The following is an 18,436-nucleotide window of genomic DNA, read 5'->3' as shown; positions in this document are numbered from 1 at the left end:
ACAAAACTCCCTAAAAATCAGATGTCTCCGTGTTATTTGATGGTGAACAAGACATTATCGATTCTTGCATCTTCCATTGTCTCAATTTTAATCTCAAATGGTGGATATTCGATGATGTCTCCAACTTCAGGAATATTTTCAGTTATTGATAAAATAAACCCTCCCAAAGTGTCATACTCCCCTTCTGGAATATCCCAGTTGTAGGTATCATTTAGATGGTCAATTTCATGCCGTGCACTGAGCTTATACTTGCCCTCACCTAGCTTAACTTCGACCCAATCTTCATCTTCATCATGTTCATCTTGGATTTCTCCGAATATCTCTTCAATCACGTCTTCAAGACTGACGATACCTGAGGTACCACCAAACTCATCGACAACCAATGCAAGACTTTTTCTCTCTTGAATGAATTGGATCATCAGCTCATTGGCGAGCATGGTTTCCGGAACAATTAGTATAGGGGTGAGAATGCTTTCAATGTCTTGGGGTTTTTTGAATAGCTCAAGTACATGGCAGTAACCAATTATTTCGTCAATGCTCCCTTTATGAACCAACACCTTTGTATGGCTGCTTTCATAAAATTCTTTCTTCAGTTCCTCAATGTCGTCTTCAACATCGACTGCCGAAATCTCCGTTCTAGGAATCATGCATTCTCGAACTCTTACGGTCTTAAACTCAAGGGCATTATTGAAAATCTTAGTGTCTACTTCAATCTTAGCCTTCTTCACATCCTCATGTGTATTCCTCTTGATATAGTTACCAAGATCTGTCAAACCGAAGACCTGACGATCTTCTGCATACTTCTGCCTCAGTACATAGATGATGATGAACCGAGACATTTGCTCTATTATCCAGACAAATGGAAACATTAGGCCAAAGACAATGATCAGCGGAATGGACAAAATATTCAGCAGACTATTGGGGTTAATCAGAAAAATGCTTTTAGGTGTAAACTCTGCTGTCACTAATACAATAATAGTAGACAATATGGTTTGAGATAGAACTACCGTGCTTGTTGTGTTAATCGATTCGGGCAGTCTTTCGGCAATCCATGGCTCCAAAAGGGTTGCCATATAGATACCATAGATAACAAGAGCAATTGTATTACCTACAAGTGCCGTATTGATTAGACGAGAAGGCTTTTTGGTAAAAAAAGATAAGATTCTACCTCCCAGTTTCCCCTGCTGACCTTGAAGTTCAATTTGAAGTTTACTTGCACTGACAAAAGCGATTTCAGCTCCGGAAAAAAATGCTGAAAACACCAAGCATACGAGAATGATCGTTAACTGAGTAGGGTCCATTAACGTTTTTTACCCTTTTTAGATTTTGTCTTTTTAGCCGCTTCCAATTTTTCTTTTTCCTTTCGTTTGGCGATGCGATACCTATATAAAAATAGCAAACCCATTGAGACCATGAAAATGAAATAGGCGTAACCAATGCCAAAGGTCATGGTTTGGTGCACCCCAATAATAAAAGTGACAACGGTCAAAGAAAAGATTATGGTGTCTCCTAGATTCTTCAATTCTCCTGTATTTCGAATTTGCCCTCTTTAGCTTTTGTAAACTCGTAGGTAGAAAAGTCTTGAGGAGCTGTTAAACCTTCAGCCCTAATGAGTTCAGTCGGTGTTTGCACTGTAACAAACTTATTAGTATAAATTTTGGCAGTTTCAGGGTTCCAAAAAAGTTCCTCAGTTCTCAGTGTTTCCTGTTTTTCTAAGTTGCGAACCACCACGTCACCATTGGCGCGATATACATTTTCTTTAGCCGATTTAAATCCCTTTTGGGCAGTCAATATTGATGTCTTTTCGCCCAACTCATCAAAGAAAGTAACCTCAATACCTTCCGGAAATTCTATATCATCATTTTGATGTCGAAGCTGTTTTTTCCCCTTCATGATCACCTTAGTAATGGTAGACTGGCTTAAATTGATTTCGACATTGTCCGATTCGAACAAAGGGCCAGTATATTCTTCCATCTCTGATAGTTTTTGGTCATCGGGGGAACAAGCATTGACTAGCAGTACTAAAACAATCAGAGGGTAATATGTGAAAAGCTTTTTCATTTAAGTAAAACGGTCTTCCCCGAAATCGAAGAAGACCGTTTCTAATATTTTGTTCTCGTTTCTATTGGTCAGGTCTCTTCTTCAACTTAACGTTTTGCTGAATCCAGCACCCAACAAATACCGACTGACCTTCTTCCTTATTTGCAGTAAAGATGTCACCCATTGTAGGGAATTGTTCGCTAGCTGAACTTGCCTTCATTGTGTTACCGCCTCTCATGTAGTAGTCATAGGCAAGGATGTATCTTGCTCTATCGTCTACCTGACTCTTCTTGGCGTCACATTCTAAGCTACCCATGATCATATCACCGATTAAAGTGAACATCTCTTCTTTCAAAGTAGGGTCTACCTCGGCTGCTTGAAGAGCATACTTCTTAGCCTCAGGGAAGTTCTTTTGAATCCTTTCTGTAACGGCTACTTGCTTGATTGCCTTGGCTTTATCGGTATTATCATCAGTAACCTCCGCGGCTCTCATGAAGTAATCTTTCGATTTATCGAAATTCTTTTCAGCTCCAAATTTCGCTCCCAACAAATAACCGACACCATATTGAGGATCGCTTTCAAATACTCTTTCTGCGGCAGTAACAAACCACTCGGCATCTGTACAACCTCCCTCGTAGGCATAAACGAAAATTTTATTGGCCAATTCAGCATCGTCCGGGTTTTGCTCAAACTCGGGAACTAACTTTTCAACAATGAATTCACAATCAATCAAGTTAAGATCAACCAATTTTTTATCTATAAACTCCTTAATAGAAACATATCGCTTTAAGCTCTTATTTTCAGATTTAGCTTTTGCGGTTTGAAAGTCAATATGACGGGTGCATGTATCATAAATCTTCAATATTTCCTCGTCAGTAATGCCTGTATTTCTAGTGTAAGCCAGTGCAGCTATATTCATATAATATCTACCCAAAGGGTAATAAGCATTATTTCCCTTCATCTTATAAGCTTCAGAAAAAAGGTCTAGCAGCTCTTGCGTTTTGGGCTTTGCCAAGTAGTAATATTGAAAAGCATCAATTGCCTGTCTGTCAATTACCTTAGCCTTCTCATCAGGAAAGTTCTTATATCTCAATTCATACAGCTCCATGATTCTATCGGCAGCTGCTGCTTTTAGACTAGCATCTTTTTCATTCCTGTAAGTATCTTTCCACACCTTAATGGCATTGATATACACCGCTGTGCCTAAGGTTGGATACTTCTCAACAATTTTTTCCAGAAAAGGCTTGGCAGCCTCATAGTCGCCCTGACCATAGGTATCGTCAAACAACGTCCATAATGTCTGAGCATCTGACCTTTGCTCTGGATCTTCAGGCCAAAAGAACTGGGCTTGTGCTGTTGTGCACAACGCCAGCATGGCAGTCAATAGTAGAGCTTTAAATCTCATAGTAATAGTAGTTTAGTTAAATCTTTGTCTAGTAAACCAGGTAACATCCTGCAAGCTAAATCCTAAATGGACTTTGAAGTAATTCTCTCTTACCAAGCTATTGGAGACACTTCCTCTTCTTCCAATAGTTGCTCCTAAGTTTATATGTGCCTGTCCCCAAACAGCATTTAAAGGGAATGACGCACCTAAACTAAGCCCAATATCGTCAATCGTTTCGTTATTGACCAAAAAAGGTGTCTGTTCGTAGTGAACTCCGAAGCGAAAAGTTGTCAAACTTAACAGTTTTCTTGATTCATAGTCTGGAACGAAGGTTCCTCCCAGTGCTAATCGGTAAGAATTTCCATAAGCGGTTTCTGCCGCACCATCTTCATCTCTATATGATGACCAATCTTGTGAAAGAAAATCCAAGCCTATGGTAAGCGCTCTAGTTTTTTCATATGAAATACCAAATCCAAATTTCTGAGGAACGAGCACCGTCTTTTTATCCGCCTCATCAAACACCAATGTATCTGTGCTGAAAGCCACACCACTCTGTGTTTGATTCTCGAAAGTAGTTAGTGTATTTTGTCTTACTTTAATCTCTGGATGATAGAAACCACCAATATTGAGTTTAGTTCTTTCGGCCAATGGTAATTGGTAAACTGCACCAACGCCAAGAGACAGGTTATGGAAACTTTGTCTTCTAGCTACAACTGTATTACCAAAGCCTGCCTGGGAGAGTCCTTCTAAGAAGAAGAGGTCTTCCTTTTGAATAGAACCAAATAGGAATTGGGCATCAATGCCTATCAATAGATTATTCAACTTAAATGAGTTTGTTAGAGAAAGCTTATCAATACCACCAGTACCGCCAACTTCTACCACAGTAGTAGATCCCTCTGGCCCTCCGCCTTCATTTCTATTGATAAAACCGTAGTTAACCGCTGAATATGGACTTAGGCTTAAACCCATATTCCATTTACCTAGTTTAATAGGCAGGTTTAGACCAAAATCTTTGAACCCTCCAGTTGTAGTGTTGTGTACTGTCTGACCTTGGGTGTACTGTCTGATATCTAGAGAGCCGCCCATTTGAAAGACTGCCTCCAAGTTGATGGCGCCTAATGCCGGGTTAAGCCCATTGCTCAAAAATAGTCTGTCACCATAGGAAACACCAAGCCCACCCATGGCAGCATTATGGGAGTAACCACCCCAATTGACAGTTCCAAGACCGATTATTGAATAACTCGACTGATCGTACTGAGCAGAAGCCTCATTAAACAAAAATAAGCTCGAGATAAGAGCTAATGAAATTCTGATTTTACTCCACATTGTATTCCAAAACACGATTCATTCCAACGAGCACAATTTCGAGGGCTACAAAGATGTCAGATTTTATTTTAGATTCAAATATTTTGGCTCCACCACCAGTCATAATCACCTTTAAATCAGCATTATTTAACATAAATTGTGAGATATGTGATTCTATTTCACCGATGATTCCATTGACCACTCCGCTCACCATACTTTGTTCAGTTGACTTACCAATAAGTACTTCACTTTCTCTTTCATTAAGTAATGGAAGGTTCTTGGTATAATCGTTCATTGATTTGTATCGAAGCTCTACTCCGGGACTAATAATGCCGCCTTCATAAACGCCCTTGTTTACAAAATCATAGGTAATACAAGTACCGACATCGATTACCATTAGTGGCTTGTTAGGAAATATTGTGTTTGCACCAATAGCTGCGGCCAACCGATCCATCCCCAAAGTCAGTGGAGTGTCATAGTTAATTTTCAGCGGGGAAGGCGTGTCATAAGATAGGAAAAGTGCGTTTTTGAGTTCAGGGACAGCTTTTAGTATGTATTCTTTCGACTGATTCACCGAACAAACACCCATTTGATAGTATATATCTTTATTGATAAAGTCTCGGGCTTCACGCAAATCAGCAAATGTCAAATAATTTATAAGACGGTCAGCGTCAAATACGCCACACTTAATATTGGTGTTTCCAAAATCGATTACGAGATTCATATCAAATGAATGGCAATTATAACGAAAAGTTTAGTTTTGTGAATACCTAAACCACCACAAATGCAGTATAAAATTGTTGGTATCATGTCGGGTACATCCCTTGATGGCTTGGATTTGGTCTTAGTGACTTTCAAGAAGGTGGGCAAAGGATGGCAATTCGTGATCGATAAATCTGAGACTGTCGCTTATCCACAAACCCTACAAAGTAGCCTTCGGGCAGCTGTTGACCTTACCAAGGTAGAAATACAAAAGTTGGACACCTTATTAGGCAAATTCATAGGTCAGGCTGTAAAGACATTCTTAAATAACGATGCTAACATTCATTTTATAGCATCGCACGGTCATACTATCTTTCACCAACCTGAAGAAGGCATAACTCTCCAAATTGGTAGTGGAGCACACATTGCAGAATCATCAGGCTTTCCGGTCATTAATAATTTCCGTGCTAAAGATGTTTCGCTCGGTGGTCAGGGAGCACCACTGGTACCAATTGGTGATAGAGACTTGTTTTCAGAGTATTCTTACTGTCTAAACCTGGGAGGAATAGCGAATGTTTCTTATGATTTTAATGGACTGCGATTAGCTTATGACATTTGCCCATTTAATATGGCACTCAATGTCTTAGCGAATGAAATAGGTCTTGATTTTGACGATAGGGGAATTTTGGCTAGCCAAGGCAAGGTTGACAATACTCTACTGGAAGCACTGAGTGACATCCCATATTTATCAGCGGCCGCTCCAAAATCACTCGGTATAGAGGACTACAGAAAGTTTTGGCAGCCTATTGTTAGCTCGTCCAAGGTTTCTATTGAAGACAAAATGTGCACTTTTACCGAACATGTGGCAATGGAAATTGGCAAAGCACTAAAAGGCTCGCAAAGTGATAAAACACTGATTACCGGTGGAGGGGCTTTTCACGACTATTTCATTCACCGTCTAAAATCACACACTTCAACAACGATATCAATTCCAGATCAGCAAACGATTAATTTCAAAGAGGCACTTGTTTTTGCATATCTAGGTCTTTTAAGGCATTTGGATCAACCAAATTGCCTATCCTCCGTTACGGGGGCAAGCACTGACAGCAGCGGGGGTGACCTTCATAAGGTCTAAATATTTGCTCTTGTTGGAATAACTTGGTGTTGTGATAACATTCAAAAAAATTGAGTAGTTAAATTCTAATCGAATTATCGAATAAGAATTTTGACGAACTAATTATATATTAGCAACTCACATCAACCTTCATGCTAAAGAGTCTTCACTTCTTGGTAGTCATAATAATGCTTGGGATTTTCTTGCCCAAAGCCACTTTGATTGCTGAAAACTCTTCTGAATTGAAAGGCGCTAATCTAGAGTTTGTCCAGGACCATGACACTCCTGATGATCATACCCCTCAAGACACTCATGGCAAAACAGATGACGGCCATGGAGAAGTTGAGGGAGAACATCACGGAGCGCCTCCGGGTTGGACGGTCATTCCTTTTGTCCTTCTATTGGGCATGATTGCTACTGGACCGTTGTTCTATGAACACTTTTGGCATAAGAATTACCCCCTTATTGCTGTCTCATTGGCCACTTTGGTGGTCATATACTATTTGTTTGCGCTACATGATACGCATGCACCCGTTCACGCCTTAGCCGAGTATGTACAGTTTATAGCACTGCTTTCATCCCTTTACATTGCCTCTGGAGGCATTATGATCAATGTGGATAAAAAAGCGACCCCAATGGCCAATGTTGGACTATTGATTGTTGGTGCTGTTATTTCAAATCTTATCGGAACTACAGGAGCATCGATGCTTTTAATACGTCCATTTATACGACTGAATAAAGGACGCATCAGGCCTTATCATATCATCTTCTTCATTTTTATGGTAAGTAATATTGGTGGTGCATTAACGCCAATTGGCGATCCTCCACTTTTCCTTGGATTCCTAAAGGGTGTCCCATTCATGTGGACACTGACTCAAAACATTTTGCCATGGGCAGTGGCATTGTTAATACTTGCCGTATTATTCTACTTCTTTGATGCTCGTAACAAAGACATAGACCTTGATTTAGAACCTGAGGTACAATTCACTAATAAGACAACCATTGTAGGCAGTAAAAACTTCTTATGGTTGGCAATCATTATTGGTGCCGTTTTCATTGATCCCAACGTAATTGAAGGTGTTCCGGCAATTGTTTATGATGGTCAGAAATTCTCCTTTATCAGAGAAATTATTATGCTTTCTGTTGGCTTCCTCTCTTTTAAGTTTGCCGATAAAAAGGCTATCGATGGCAATGAATTCAATTTCGAGCCAATAAGAGAAGTAGCATTCATTTTTGTTGGCATTTTTGGTACCATGATGCCAGCACTCGCCTTGGTTAGTGAATTTGCACAATCGCCATCCGGTGCTGATTTAATTGGTCCAAATTCATTGTACTGGGGAACTGGCATCTTATCAGGCTTCCTAGATAATGCTCCTACTTACTTGAATTTCTTAGCAGCCGCATTGGCTTCTCAAGGAGGAGACATCAGCGTGATCGCGAATGTTCAGGATTATGCAGCTGGCGGAGTTTACGAAAACTCTGTTGTCAACCTTATGGCCATTGCAGTTGGTGCTGTCTTCTTTGGTGCCATGACCTACATTGGCAATGGGCCAAACTTCATGGTTAAGTCAATCGCTGAGCAAACTGGTATCCACATGCCTTCTTTCTTCGGCTACATTCTCCGGTACTCGATACCAATTCTATTGCCAATCTTCTTTGTTATTTGGCTTATCTTCTTCGTTTTTTAGCCATCCAGCGCAACTATTCTCTGCTACTTGAAGTATATTGGTTTAACAGAACCTATGAAATCATTCTATTACGATATCTTTCTCAGTGGGCTGACTTACGTGCTATTAATCTACTTGACGTTTCGATTGATGAAAAAGAGAAAGTCAAAAGGTTCGGATGACGATGGAGGGGAAGCCATTTCAAATTCTCCAAAGATTGACTTGCCCCCTGGTATTATATGGCCTGATGACCCTAAAGTGTTGTCATCTAGCAAAGAGGAAGTTTTGGTCTAGTTGCACTTATCGCAAGTACCTGTGATAAGGTAATTGCTCTCTGAAACCTTAAATCCATTGGGTAATGCAACGTCTGGTATATGGACGTTGTCAAGGCAGGTTGTTTCATTGCAGACCTGACATTTAAAATGGATATGGTTATGTTGATGACTCACCTCACTACAATTGTCGCTGCAAAGAGCATATCGTGTTGCTCCTGAATCATCCAGCACCTTATGGATTAGTCCCTTTTCAAGAAACGACTTTAAGGTTCTATAAATAGTTACCCTATCATATTTACCATCAACATCGGATTCAATATCCCCATGTGATATAGCTATGTTTCGATTTAAGAAAATAGAAATAACATCAGCTCTACCTTGAGTGAGTCTCAATGAATGTTCCTTCAATAAATTCTTAACCTGTGCTTCCACGCCTAAATATAATTAAAACCGACTTTAAGCCTTCTTTGATGCCCTGTCTTTTCTACCACGACCTGTCATTCTGTGGACCATCTTCTTCTCCCATGCCCAGAAAAACGCAAACTGACCGAAAATAAATCCATAGATCAATATCAAAATTTGATAGAGGGGGAATATCATGACTATGTATAGCAATATACCTGCTATTCCTTCGATACTATCAAAACCGATTAGATCAAAGAGAAATGGTTTGATAAAAAGCACAGTACTTCCCGTACATGCAAAAACAATTAGGACCATGATGGTCTGAAACAGAGATTTTAAACCCCACTTGTCCTGTAATCTCTTTAAATACGATTTCTCTTCCACACTCACTCGGTTTAAAGGCTGCAAAGGTAATTAAGCCAGCTGTTTATCTAAAAAAACCTTCGCTTTTTGGGTCAAAAATTTCATCAGGGGGTGGAATAGGCGTGATTAATTCAATAAATTACCGTACAAACCTAACTTCAGCCATGCATGATTTAAGTAAGTTTCGAAGAATGTTAGTCGCACTTGATCTTTCGGATATGGACGTATTCGTAGTCAAGTATGCTTCAATGATCGCTAAGGTTTTTGGAATTGACGCGGTTTACTTTCTTCACGTGACCACCTCTCTTGAGCTACCTGAAGAGATTCAGGAAAAATATGGGAATGTAATTGCTCCTGTCGATGAGACATTGATGAAAGAAATGGAAGTGGTTATTAACGAACACTTCGTGACACCTGAAAACTGCGACATCAGTCTTAATGTCTTGGCTGGTACTGTCACAGATGAAATACTCAAGTTTGCAAAGGTCAAAGTGGTAGACGTGATGCTCTTAGGCAGAAAGGAAACCCTTACTGGAAGTGGGCTTAACTCTAGAAAAATTGCCAAGGGAACAGCCTCCTCAATCATTTTTGTACCTGAGGAGCCAAAAAACAAGCTCGGAAAAGTGCTTGTCTCGATCGACTATTCTGAACACTCTCAAATGGCCTTTGAAATAGGCATTGATATACAGAAGAAATCGGGCGCTAAACTTTTGAGTAACAATGTATATCGCGTGCCTGTGGGCTATGCCAAATCAGGAAAGAGTTACGAGGAATTTGCAGATATCATGCTTGAAAATACCAGAGCAGAGTGTGAGCGGTTCTTCAAGAAAATAAACCTGGAGGGAGTTGAATATGATCATACTTACGCTCTGGATGATGACCCTCACCCGGCCGATAAAATCTATAAGACGGGCGCTGAGCTTAATGTAGATATGATCATTTTAGGGTCAAAAGGAAGGTCTAGTGGCGCTGCTTTCTTAATTGGCAGTGTGGCGGAGAAGTTATTAATGGAGGATCGGGATATCCCTCTCTTTTTAGTCAAGAAAGGAAAGGAAAACATGAGTTTTCTAGAAGCACTGTTCAGGCTATAAAGACCTCACTATCGCTCCCTGAATTTTATAATTCAAATCTTTCTTTAGTCGCATCGACTCTTCTCCTTTTATGTCAAAACTGCTCAAGCCGTTTTCATCAAAGTAAAGGCTCAACTCTTTAGTGACACTATATATGGCATTGATTTCTTTGACCAAGAGACGAACTTTGGTCATGGATTCATTCTCATAAAAACACTCCATCACCTGCACGGGATGCCTCTGACTCTTGGAAGTATAAATCACTTTAGAAATACCACTGATAGATGGTAATTCTTCTTGGAAATATTCTCCTATGAACCCTGGCTTGTTGATGTCTGCTTCGTAAAATAGCATTAGTTGTTCATGCCATTGGGCAGAATCAGGGCTAAGTGTGATCTTTTCTTCCTCATCATTTGTTTGAAGTAACTTTTCTAAAGTCGCTCCTTGACTGGTTAGTTTTTTGATCTCTTGATCAAGCAAGCCACCTAAATCGAAGTAGGAATTGATGTCATCCTTATCTCCTTCCAATTGGGAAGAGCAGTTGGTCACCAAAGCGAACAGGAGTATAATTAAAGTAATCGGAAGTCTTTTCATAGAAGAAAGTTGCCTGTCATTTCTGAAGGAATTTGAACACCCATCAATTTTAGTATAGTCGGAGCCAAATCTCCAAGCTTACCATCCTTCATTTCAGGTTTCATATCCTTATCAACTAGAATACAGGGTACAAGGTTTGTGGTATGCGCAGTATTTGGTGAGCCATCAGCATTAATCATAATGTCTGAGTTTCCATGATCCGCAATTACAATGGAAGTGTAGTCATTGGCGAGCGCTGCTTCCAACACTTGCCCGGTACATGTATCGACTGTTTCACAGGCCTTGACCGCTGCTTCAAATACTCCAGTATGACCTACCATATCTGCATTTGCAAAATTCAGGCAGACAAAATCAACCTCTCCGGCATTCAATTCTGTAACAATTGCACCTTTGATGTCATTTGCGCTCATCTCAGGTTGCATATCATATGTGGCCACCTTAGGCGATGGACATAGTATTCTTTTCTCACCGTCAAACTCCGTTTCCCTTCCGCCACTAAAGAAGAAAGTTACATGCGGATACTTTTCTGTCTCTGCTATTCTTATCTGCTTTTTGCCCGCCTGAGCTAGTACATCACCAAGTGTGTTCGTCAAATTGTCTTTATCAAACATTACTTCAACTCCATTAAAGGAGTAGTCATAATTAGTCATGGTCACATACTTTAAGTCAAGCTTAGTCATTTCTTGATCTGGAAAATCTGACTGTGTCAATGCCTGAGTAATTTCTCGGCCTCTATCCGTTCTGAAGTTGAAACATATTACTACGTCACTTTCTTCAATATTGGCACCCTCCGTATTGATAATGGGTTGGATGAACTCATCGGTCACCCCTTCATCATAAGAAGTTTGGATGGCTGAAATTGGATCGTCAGTTTTCAAACCTTCACCTTTGACCATGGCGTCATAGGAAAGTTTAACGCGTTCCCAACGGTTATCTCGATCCATTGCAAAGTATCTACCGATGATTGAACCTATTTTTCCGGTAGTCTTCTCAGCATGGTCCATTACATCTTGTACGAAGGCCTTCCCACTTTTTGGGTCTGTATCTCGGCCATCCGTAAAGGCATGAATAAAAACCTGATCCAGCTTATAGTCAGCACAAATAGACAATAGGCCTTTCAAATGGTTGACATGAGAGTGTACACCACCGTCAGAAACCAGACCTATCAAGTGGACTTTCTTTCCTTCAGACTGAGCATAGTTCAAAGCTTTCTTGAGCGTTTCATTATCTCCTAAAGTCCCTTCTTCAACGGCCTTATTGATTTTAACAAGGTCTTGATACACCACTCGTCCGGCACCGATATTCATATGGCCCACCTCCGAATTACCCATTTGGCCCGCTGGTAAACCAACAGCCAAACCCGATGCTTCAAGTTTTGAACTAGGGTAGGTTTGAAAAAGACCATCTAAGACAGGTGTTCTAGCCTGATCAATAGCAGAAACCGACTTATCTTGTGCCAGTCCCCAACCATCAAGGATCATCAATAAAACGCGTTTGTTCATGCCTCAAATATAAATATTAAAGGCTGGTTTGTAAGTGGAGGTGCATTGTATTAATTTCAATTCATTATGCTCTGATGCATACTATTTGGCACAATTTTCGTTCAAGAATCGAATACAAGCCTTAGACATGTATAACCTATTAAGAAACACACTTCTAGTACTCGCCCTTTGCGTTGCGTTTTCCGCAAACGCACAGGACGCTGAAAGCATTATTGAGAATGTAGAAGAGGCATTAAAGGCAAGTAGTTCCAAAGAGTTGACCAAGCATCTGCATTCAAAAGTTGAAATCAAGCTCGATGGTGTCCGCAAGGAATACAGTGTCAACCAAGCGGAGATTGTCTTGAAAAAATTCTTTCAACAACATCCTGCCGATAGTTTTGAGTTTATCCATGATGGCGATAATGACTCTGGTGCAAGAATCTATGCCATCGGTACCTACAAATCAGCTTCTGGAAAGCACCGCGTTGTCATTCGAGCAAAAGAATACAACAAGGTCTACAAGGTCTATCGCTTAGAATTCACGAAAGACCGCTAATTCCCCTAAAATCATTTATTGAACTCCTCTTTTGGCTACTTTTGTACCATGAGACCTGCTTACGTAACCCAAGAGGGATTAGAAGATTTTATAGATCGTGCATTCAAGGAAGATCTTGGAGATGGTGATCACTCTTCGCTCGCGTCAATTTCTGCTGATGCAGTAAAATCAGCCTACCTAATCATGAAAGAGGATGGCGTGATAGCAGGAATGGAGTTGGCACCACTCATTTTCAGCAGACTTGATAGAGAAATGACCATTGAGCGTTTGGTAAAAGATGGTGATCATGTAAAGACTGGTGATGTCATTCTCAGACTCCATGGAAAGGTTCGTGCCATTCTAGGTGGAGAACGATTACTGCTTAATTGTATGCAGCGAATGAGCGGTATCGCCACTAAAACTGCGCAACTCACAGAATTGATCTCAGGTACTGGGGCAAAACTTCTCGACACCAGGAAAACCACCCCTAATATGCGTATGCTGGAAAAGTGGGCAGTTGTTATAGGAGGGGGTGTAAACCACCGATATGGTCTCTATGATATGATCATGCTCAAAGACAACCATAATGACTTTGCCGGAGGCATAACGGCATCTGTCAATGCTACCAAGAAGTACTTATCAGAGACTGGTCGCAACCTAAAGATTGAGGTTGAAACAAGAAACTTAGAAGAAGTACAGGAGGCCCTGGCCGTTGGTGGCGTAGACAGAATAATGCTCGACAATATGTCTCCCAAAGAAATGACAGCAGCGGTTCAGCATGTGGCAGGCCGTTCAGAGACAGAAGCATCCGGTGGAATTACCGAAAAAACCATTCGCTCGGTTGCAGAGACCGGAGTTGACTATATTTCCGTTGGTGCACTTACCCATTCTATCAAAAGTCTGGATATCAGTCTAAAAGCAGAATAACACTTTGGCTCGAAACAAACGCAATTTTTTAGTTAAGATGATTGAAGCCTTCATTTTGATCATTATGTTTGTGTTCCTTTTTCGACACTGTGTATAGAAAGGCTTTAAGATGATAGTAAAAACTAAAAAATACGCCTTAGATAAGAAGGCTTACAGACGCGCAGGTATGCGCAATGTACTGAAAGAACAATGGTGGGTTGGTTTGATAGTTCTTGCCATTTCTTCAATGACTTTCGTTATACCATCTAATTGGTGGTGGATCGGAGCACTTATCGCTTTCACACTTTATCTACTTTTCTGGTTAATCCAATTCGCTGGTGTAACTCAGTTGGAGCAAAGCAAAATGCTTTTTGAAAAGCTCTCATATGAGATCAACAGCCAGCAGATCTTAATCAAGATGAATTCCAAGCAAGGAATGCCTATGAAATGGGATCAAATCAAAAGAGCCTGGGTAGATAAAAAACAGATTGTTCTTGTTGTAAGTAAGGCGCAATTGATGCTCTTTCCTTTCAACGCTTTCAAAACACAGAATGAAGTCAAGTTTGTAGAGACGATCCTAAAGCGTAAAGGCTTACTAAAAGGAGATAAGTCTGAAGACTAGGCACCGAATTTTCTGTGAAATCTTTCTTGGTGGAAATCAACATTGTGCTTCATAGTGCATCATTGAGTTTTCAATTACATTTGAATTCTTGAACTCCCGTTATTATACCGAAGGCTTAATCGCTGTATTTCTTTTTGGAATCACACCCGTGTTTATCAAAGAGGTTTCTGCCAATGCATTTACCATCGGTATTGTTAGGCTGGTCATCGGGACGGCTTTCTTATTTACTATCATCAGGACCGGCAAGCTAAAAAAGCTTAGCAAAAAGGACTGGAAGGGCCTATTGTATATCGGCTTACTCTTTGGAGCACATTGGATTACCTATTTTATTAGTGTTAAGCTCGCTACACCTTCCATTGCGATACTCTCAGTTTCCTCATTTGGGCTTCATATGATCTACTTGAACTGGATTATCAATGGCCAAAAACCTGTTTTATCAGACTTGATTGCAGTAGCGGTAGCCTTGTTCGGTATATTCCTTATTGTACCCGAGTTCAACTTAGAAAATGACCTTACGGCCGGAATTTTAGTGGGTTTGGTCAGTGCATTCTTCTTTGCTGTTCTGCCCTTTGTACAAAGAAGAAATCAGCATATAGACTCCATGACTAGGGCTTTTGGCCAATATGCTTTTGCATTATTGGTTTTTCTGACATTTACATCAGAGTCCAACTGGGACTTAAGTCAGCAGGACTGGATCTTCCTCGGTATTCTAGGCGTAGTATGTACTGTTGGCGCACATACACTTTGGCTTAGGGCATCTACCATGTTGGCACCAGCTACCACAAGTCTTATCTTCTATTTGGGAACACCTATAGCCATGGTTACGAGTTACATTTTCCTGAATGAAGAGATGAATTCTTCTAAGCTTATTGGTGCAGCATTGATCGTCTCGGCCAATGTATTTAGTGCTTATAAAAAGCGCTTTAAGAAGTCTAATTGAGAGCCTCTTTCAGGTAGCTGGCTGTATAGTTATCCTTTAGCTTTATCATTTCTTCCGGAGTTCCGACAAAGCACAGGTCACCACCGTTTTCTCCACCTTCAGGACCAAGGTCTATAACCCAGTCCGCACACTTGATTACCTCAGTATTATGTTCAATAATCAATACTGAGTTTCCCTGCTCGATCAGCGCATTGATGGACTTCATCAACTTGCTGATATCATGAAAATGAAGGCCTGTCGTTGGTTCATCAAAGATGAAAAGAATATTGTCTTTTGAAGCTGCTCGAGACTTTGGAGACCCCTTACCAAGGAAGTATGCAAGCTTCACTCGTTGAGCTTCCCCACCACTAAGTGAGTTAGAAGATTGTCCTAACCTGATATATCCCAAACCTACTTCCTGCAATGGCGCAAGTTTCGAAATCACCGATCTTTCACCTTCAAAAAACTCCATGGCATCGTCAATGGTCATATCCAACACTTCTGCAATATTCTTATCCCTATGAGTGACTTCTAAAATCTCTTGTTTGAAACGTTGCCCCTTGCAACTTTCACAGGTCAAATGGATATCAGCCATAAACTGCATTTCAATCTTAACAATGCCCTCTCCCTGGCAAGTCTCACAACGACCACCATCCACATTAAAAGAGAAAAATGCAGGCTTATATCCGCGCTGTTTAGCCACTGGTTGATCGGTAAACAATTGCCTTATGGCATCGTAGGCTTTGACATAGGTCACTGGGTTTGATCGCGATGATTTTCCAATCGGATTCTGGTCTACAAATTCAATTTGGGTAACTGTCTTAAGTGAACCTTCTAATGCATCCATTTTACCCGTTTGCTCACCTACCGTTCCGAGCATCTTACCCAGAGCTGGGTAAAGAATACGCTTAATCAAAGTTGATTTTCCAGATCCACTGACTCCAGTAATGACAGAGAGCACACCTAAGGGAACTTCAACATCAATATTCTTAAGGTTATTCTCACGCGCCCCTTTAATGGATATACTGTCTCTCCACTTTCTTCTGACTTTTGGAACTTCTAACCTTTCGGTGCCATTCAAATATTTAGCGGTGTAGGTGTTTCCAGCCTCCTTCAACTCATCTAATGAGCCTTGGAAAACTAACTCACCTCCATTTGACCCAGCATCTGGTCCAATATCTATGATCTGGTCGGCAGCTTGCATTACCTTCTCTTCATGTTCTACTACAACAACAGTATTGCCTAAATCTCGGAGGGTTTTTAATACTGAGATCAAGCGATCGGTATCTCTAGGGTGAAGACCAATACTGGGCTCATCCAGAATATACATAGAACCCACTAAAGCACTTCCGAGTGATGTCGCCAACTTAATTCGCTGGTACTCTCCTCCTGAAAGTGTATTTGTCAATCGATTCAGCGTTAAGTAGCCAAGGCCAACACGATCGAGATATTCGAGGCGATTTCTAATTTCTTTCATCAACCTGCCTGCCACCTTTTCTTCAAAAGAAGTAAGTTCAAGCTGATCGAAGAACTTCAACATGTTATTAACTGACATTAACACCAACCCGGTAATTGATTCGCCTGCAATCTTCACGTAAGAGGCGTCCATTCTAAGTCGTGTGCCTTTGCATTCTGGACAATCAGTCCTACCTCGATACCTTGATAGCATCACTCGGTACTGAATCTTGTGCATTTTCGACTCCAGAAACTGAAAGAATTGATTGATGCCCTTGAAATACTTATTGCCTTTCCAGAGCAGCTCTTTTTCTTCGGCAGTCAGCTCACTAAATGATCGGTGAATCGGAAAATCAAATTCAATACCGTGTTTTAGCAATGGTTCAACCCATTTTTTCATGGTTTCACTTCGCCATGGAGCGACTGCACCTTCATAAACGGAAAGTGATTTATCAGGAATGACAAGGTCTGGGTCTATACCTAAAATCTTTCCGAAGCCCTCACAACGCTTACAAGCACCGAAGGGATTATTAAAAGTGAAAAGGTTGACGCTAGGCTCTTCGAATATAATGCCATCGGCCTCAAATCGATCTGAAAAAGAGAACCGTTCTTCTCCTGGAAAATCGATTATGCAGTCTCCTTCTCCCTCAAAAAGGGCCGTTTGTACTGAGTCGCCAAACCTGAATTGTGTGTCTTCATCTTTCTGAACAACGCCCCGATCGATTAAAATTTCAAGAGGCTTGCCTTCCCCACTTTTTAAGTCTCCTAAAAGGTCTTCTATAAAATAAGGTTCGCCTTCAGAAAGTACTCTCGTATAGCCTTTTTGAAGCAGTATGTTTAATTCTTGTTCTAGTGTTCTGTCATCCTTTTTAACCAAAGGACACAAGATCATTACCCTTTTTCCCTCTTCTTTGGTGAGTATAAAATCGACTATTCCACTTACACTATCTCTCTGAACTTCCTTGCCACTTACAGGAGAGTAAGTCTTACCAATTCTTGCGAAAAGTAATTTTAGGTAGTCATAAATTTCAGTGGAAGTCCCAACTGTCGATCGAGGGTTTCGTGTACTGACTTTCTGTTCAATTGCAATGGCCGGAGAGACTCCTTTGATATAGTCCACCTCTGGTTTTTCCATTCTACCCAAAAATTGACGGGCATAACTGCTCAAACTTTCCACATACATACGCTGACCTTCGGCAAAAAGGGTATCGAAGGCAAGAGAAGATTTTCCAGAGCCTGACAGACCTGTGACTACAACCAATTTATTGCGTGGAATGGCCACACTAAGGCTTTTGAGGTTATTTACCTTAGCCCCTTTTATAATAATGAACCGCTTAGGGTCAAGCTCATCGATAGGGGTGTTTTTCAGAACAGTTGTTAAATTCATGAGAGTGCAAAGATAAGAGAGCTAATATGTTTTGTGACTTTAATTTTATCTGGATCTCTCAGAATATTATTTCACTTTTTGGCACTATGATTGCTTTAAGTTTGGAGTGAAATGAAAATGACAAAAGGAACTAATCTGGATTTGATAAAAACAAATGGATATTTGCTTTGTAATTGAGATTTTCTACTTTTGAAACTATTGAAAATAATTCC

19 protein-coding genes are annotated in these 18,436 nt (G+C 40.6%); 8 read left to right on the top strand and 11 right to left on the bottom strand.

Going from position 1 to position 18,436, the window contains the following annotated elements:
* Positions 1-32: 32 nt before the first annotated feature.
* From J4E76_RS15360 to J4E76_RS15335, 6 genes are all read right to left on the bottom strand, one after another.
* Complete coding sequence (locus tag J4E76_RS15360) at positions 33-1,301, bottom strand: hemolysin family protein (protein ID WP_208505676.1); 1,269 nt, start codon at positions 1,299-1,301, stop codon at positions 33-35.
* Positions 1,301-1,522: a hypothetical protein gene (locus J4E76_RS15355; RefSeq protein ID WP_208505675.1), complete on the bottom strand. Its 222-nt coding sequence runs from the start codon at positions 1,520-1,522 to the stop codon at positions 1,301-1,303. The genes J4E76_RS15360 and J4E76_RS15355 overlap by 1 nt, the downstream gene beginning before the upstream one ends.
* The gene (lptC, locus tag J4E76_RS15350) at positions 1,519-2,061 is read right to left on the bottom strand and encodes an LPS export ABC transporter periplasmic protein LptC (RefSeq protein WP_208505674.1); all 543 of its coding nucleotides are present in this window, start codon (positions 2,059-2,061) and stop codon (positions 1,519-1,521) included. Before lptC ends, J4E76_RS15355 begins: the two co-directional genes overlap by 4 nt.
* Positions 2,062-2,122: 61 nt before the next feature.
* Complete coding sequence (locus J4E76_RS15345) at positions 2,123-3,445, bottom strand: hypothetical protein (protein WP_208505673.1); 1,323 nt, start codon at positions 3,443-3,445, stop codon at positions 2,123-2,125.
* A 12-nt stretch (positions 3,446-3,457) separates the two neighbouring features.
* On the bottom strand, positions 3,458-4,750 hold the full coding sequence (locus J4E76_RS15340) for a hypothetical protein (RefSeq protein WP_208505672.1): 1,293 nt from the start codon (positions 4,748-4,750) through the stop codon (positions 3,458-3,460).
* Complete coding sequence (locus J4E76_RS15335) at positions 4,740-5,453, bottom strand: type III pantothenate kinase (RefSeq protein WP_208505671.1); 714 nt, start codon at positions 5,451-5,453, stop codon at positions 4,740-4,742. Before J4E76_RS15335 ends, J4E76_RS15340 begins: the two co-directional genes overlap by 11 nt.
* A gap of 60 nt (positions 5,454-5,513) precedes the next feature.
* Here J4E76_RS15335 and J4E76_RS15330 point away from each other — a divergent pair, with 60 nt between their 5' ends.
* The 3 genes from J4E76_RS15330 to J4E76_RS15320 all read left to right on the top strand — a co-directional run bounded on the left by J4E76_RS15330 (position 5,514) and on the right by J4E76_RS15320 (position 8,506).
* Positions 5,514-6,566, top strand: a complete 1,053-nt coding sequence (locus tag J4E76_RS15330; protein WP_208505670.1) for an anhydro-N-acetylmuramic acid kinase — start codon at positions 5,514-5,516, stop codon at positions 6,564-6,566.
* 131 nt (positions 6,567-6,697) lie between these two features.
* Positions 6,698-8,233: a sodium:proton antiporter gene (locus tag J4E76_RS15325; protein WP_236017495.1), complete on the top strand. Its 1,536-nt coding sequence runs from the start codon at positions 6,698-6,700 to the stop codon at positions 8,231-8,233.
* Between the two features lie 54 nt (positions 8,234-8,287).
* Positions 8,288-8,506 carry a hypothetical protein gene (locus J4E76_RS15320; protein ID WP_208505669.1) on the top strand — a complete coding sequence of 73 codons (219 nt, stop codon included), beginning with the start codon at positions 8,288-8,290 and terminating at the stop codon, positions 8,504-8,506.
* Here J4E76_RS15320 and J4E76_RS15315 read toward each other — a convergent pair.
* A complete protein-coding gene (locus tag J4E76_RS15315; protein ID WP_208505667.1) occupies positions 8,503-8,919 on the bottom strand; it encodes a transcriptional repressor in 417 nt (138 codons plus the stop codon). The genes J4E76_RS15320 and J4E76_RS15315 overlap by 4 nt on opposite strands.
* A 24-nt stretch (positions 8,920-8,943) precedes the next feature.
* A complete protein-coding gene (locus J4E76_RS15310) occupies positions 8,944-9,276 on the bottom strand; it encodes a DUF6787 family protein (protein ID WP_208505665.1) in 333 nt (110 codons plus the stop codon).
* 170 nt (positions 9,277-9,446) lie between these two features.
* On the opposite strand from J4E76_RS15310, the gene J4E76_RS15305 reads away from it, so the two are divergent.
* Entirely contained in the window at positions 9,447-10,346 is a 900-nt protein-coding gene (locus J4E76_RS15305; RefSeq protein WP_208505663.1) for a universal stress protein, read from the top strand.
* On the opposite strand, the gene J4E76_RS15300 is transcribed toward J4E76_RS15305, so the two are convergent.
* On the bottom strand, positions 10,341-10,919 hold the full coding sequence (locus tag J4E76_RS15300) for a hypothetical protein (RefSeq protein ID WP_208505661.1): 579 nt from the start codon (positions 10,917-10,919) through the stop codon (positions 10,341-10,343). The two genes, J4E76_RS15305 and J4E76_RS15300, sit on opposite strands and share 6 nt — an antisense overlap.
* Entirely contained in the window at positions 10,916-12,421 is a 1,506-nt protein-coding gene (gene gpmI, locus J4E76_RS15295; protein WP_208505659.1) for a 2,3-bisphosphoglycerate-independent phosphoglycerate mutase, read from the bottom strand. Before gpmI ends, J4E76_RS15300 begins: the two co-directional genes overlap by 4 nt.
* 127 nt (positions 12,422-12,548) lie before the next feature.
* Here gpmI and J4E76_RS15290 point away from each other — a divergent pair, with 127 nt between their 5' ends.
* The 4 genes from J4E76_RS15290 to J4E76_RS15275 all read left to right on the top strand — a co-directional run bounded on the left by J4E76_RS15290 (position 12,549) and on the right by J4E76_RS15275 (position 15,403).
* On the top strand, positions 12,549-12,956 hold the full coding sequence (locus J4E76_RS15290) for a DUF4783 domain-containing protein (RefSeq protein ID WP_208505657.1): 408 nt from the start codon (positions 12,549-12,551) through the stop codon (positions 12,954-12,956).
* A 48-nt stretch (positions 12,957-13,004) separates the two neighbouring features.
* On the top strand, positions 13,005-13,862 hold the full coding sequence (gene nadC / locus J4E76_RS15285; RefSeq protein WP_208505655.1) for a carboxylating nicotinate-nucleotide diphosphorylase: 858 nt from the start codon (positions 13,005-13,007) through the stop codon (positions 13,860-13,862).
* A 109-nt stretch (positions 13,863-13,971) separates the two neighbouring features.
* The gene (locus J4E76_RS15280; protein ID WP_208505653.1) at positions 13,972-14,463 is read left to right on the top strand and encodes a YcxB family protein; all 492 of its coding nucleotides are present in this window, start codon (positions 13,972-13,974) and stop codon (positions 14,461-14,463) included.
* Between the two features lie 88 nt (positions 14,464-14,551).
* Complete coding sequence (locus J4E76_RS15275) at positions 14,552-15,403, top strand: DMT family transporter (protein WP_208505651.1); 852 nt, start codon at positions 14,552-14,554, stop codon at positions 15,401-15,403.
* On the opposite strand, the gene uvrA is transcribed toward J4E76_RS15275, so the two are convergent.
* Positions 15,396-18,224, bottom strand: coding sequence for an excinuclease ABC subunit UvrA (gene uvrA / locus J4E76_RS15270; protein WP_208505649.1), 2,829 nt, complete (start codon positions 18,222-18,224; stop codon positions 15,396-15,398). The two genes, J4E76_RS15275 and uvrA, sit on opposite strands and share 8 nt — an antisense overlap.
* Between the last annotated feature and the right edge of the window lie 212 nt (positions 18,225-18,436).

Source organism: Roseivirga sp. E12 (assembly GCF_017592825.1).
Lineage (GTDB): Bacteria > Bacteroidota > Bacteroidia > Cytophagales > Cyclobacteriaceae > Roseivirga.
Note: the sequence above shows the minus strand (reverse complement) of the source record. Positions and strands in the feature narration are given on the sequence as shown.

Coding starts and splice junctions, on each gene's coding strand:
- J4E76_RS15360 (WP_208505676.1), bottom strand. CDS start 1,301: ATGGACCCTACTCAGTTAACGATCATTCTCGTATGCTTGGTGTTTTCA.
- lptC (WP_208505674.1), bottom strand. CDS start 2,061: ATGAAAAAGCTTTTCACATATTACCCTCTGATTGTTTTAGTACTGCTA.
- J4E76_RS15345 (WP_208505673.1), bottom strand. CDS start 3,445: ATGAGATTTAAAGCTCTACTATTGACTGCCATGCTGGCGTTGTGCACA.
- J4E76_RS15340 (WP_208505672.1), bottom strand. CDS start 4,750: ATGTGGAGTAAAATCAGAATTTCATTAGCTCTTATCTCGAGCTTATTT.
- J4E76_RS15335 (WP_208505671.1), bottom strand. CDS start 5,453: ATGAATCTCGTAATCGATTTTGGAAACACCAATATTAAGTGTGGCGTA.
- J4E76_RS15330 (WP_208505670.1), top strand. CDS start 5,514: ATGCAGTATAAAATTGTTGGTATCATGTCGGGTACATCCCTTGATGGC.
- J4E76_RS15325 (WP_236017495.1), top strand. CDS start 6,698: ATGCTAAAGAGTCTTCACTTCTTGGTAGTCATAATAATGCTTGGGATT.
- J4E76_RS15320 (WP_208505669.1), top strand. CDS start 8,288: ATGAAATCATTCTATTACGATATCTTTCTCAGTGGGCTGACTTACGTG.
- J4E76_RS15305 (WP_208505663.1), top strand. CDS start 9,447: ATGTTAGTCGCACTTGATCTTTCGGATATGGACGTATTCGTAGTCAAG.
- J4E76_RS15300 (WP_208505661.1), bottom strand. CDS start 10,919: ATGAAAAGACTTCCGATTACTTTAATTATACTCCTGTTCGCTTTGGTG.
- gpmI (WP_208505659.1), bottom strand. CDS start 12,421: ATGAACAAACGCGTTTTATTGATGATCCTTGATGGTTGGGGACTGGCA.
- J4E76_RS15290 (WP_208505657.1), top strand. CDS start 12,549: ATGTATAACCTATTAAGAAACACACTTCTAGTACTCGCCCTTTGCGTT.
- nadC (WP_208505655.1), top strand. CDS start 13,005: ATGAGACCTGCTTACGTAACCCAAGAGGGATTAGAAGATTTTATAGAT.
- J4E76_RS15280 (WP_208505653.1), top strand. CDS start 13,972: ATGATAGTAAAAACTAAAAAATACGCCTTAGATAAGAAGGCTTACAGA.
- uvrA (WP_208505649.1), bottom strand. CDS start 18,224: ATGAATTTAACAACTGTTCTGAAAAACACCCCTATCGATGAGCTTGAC.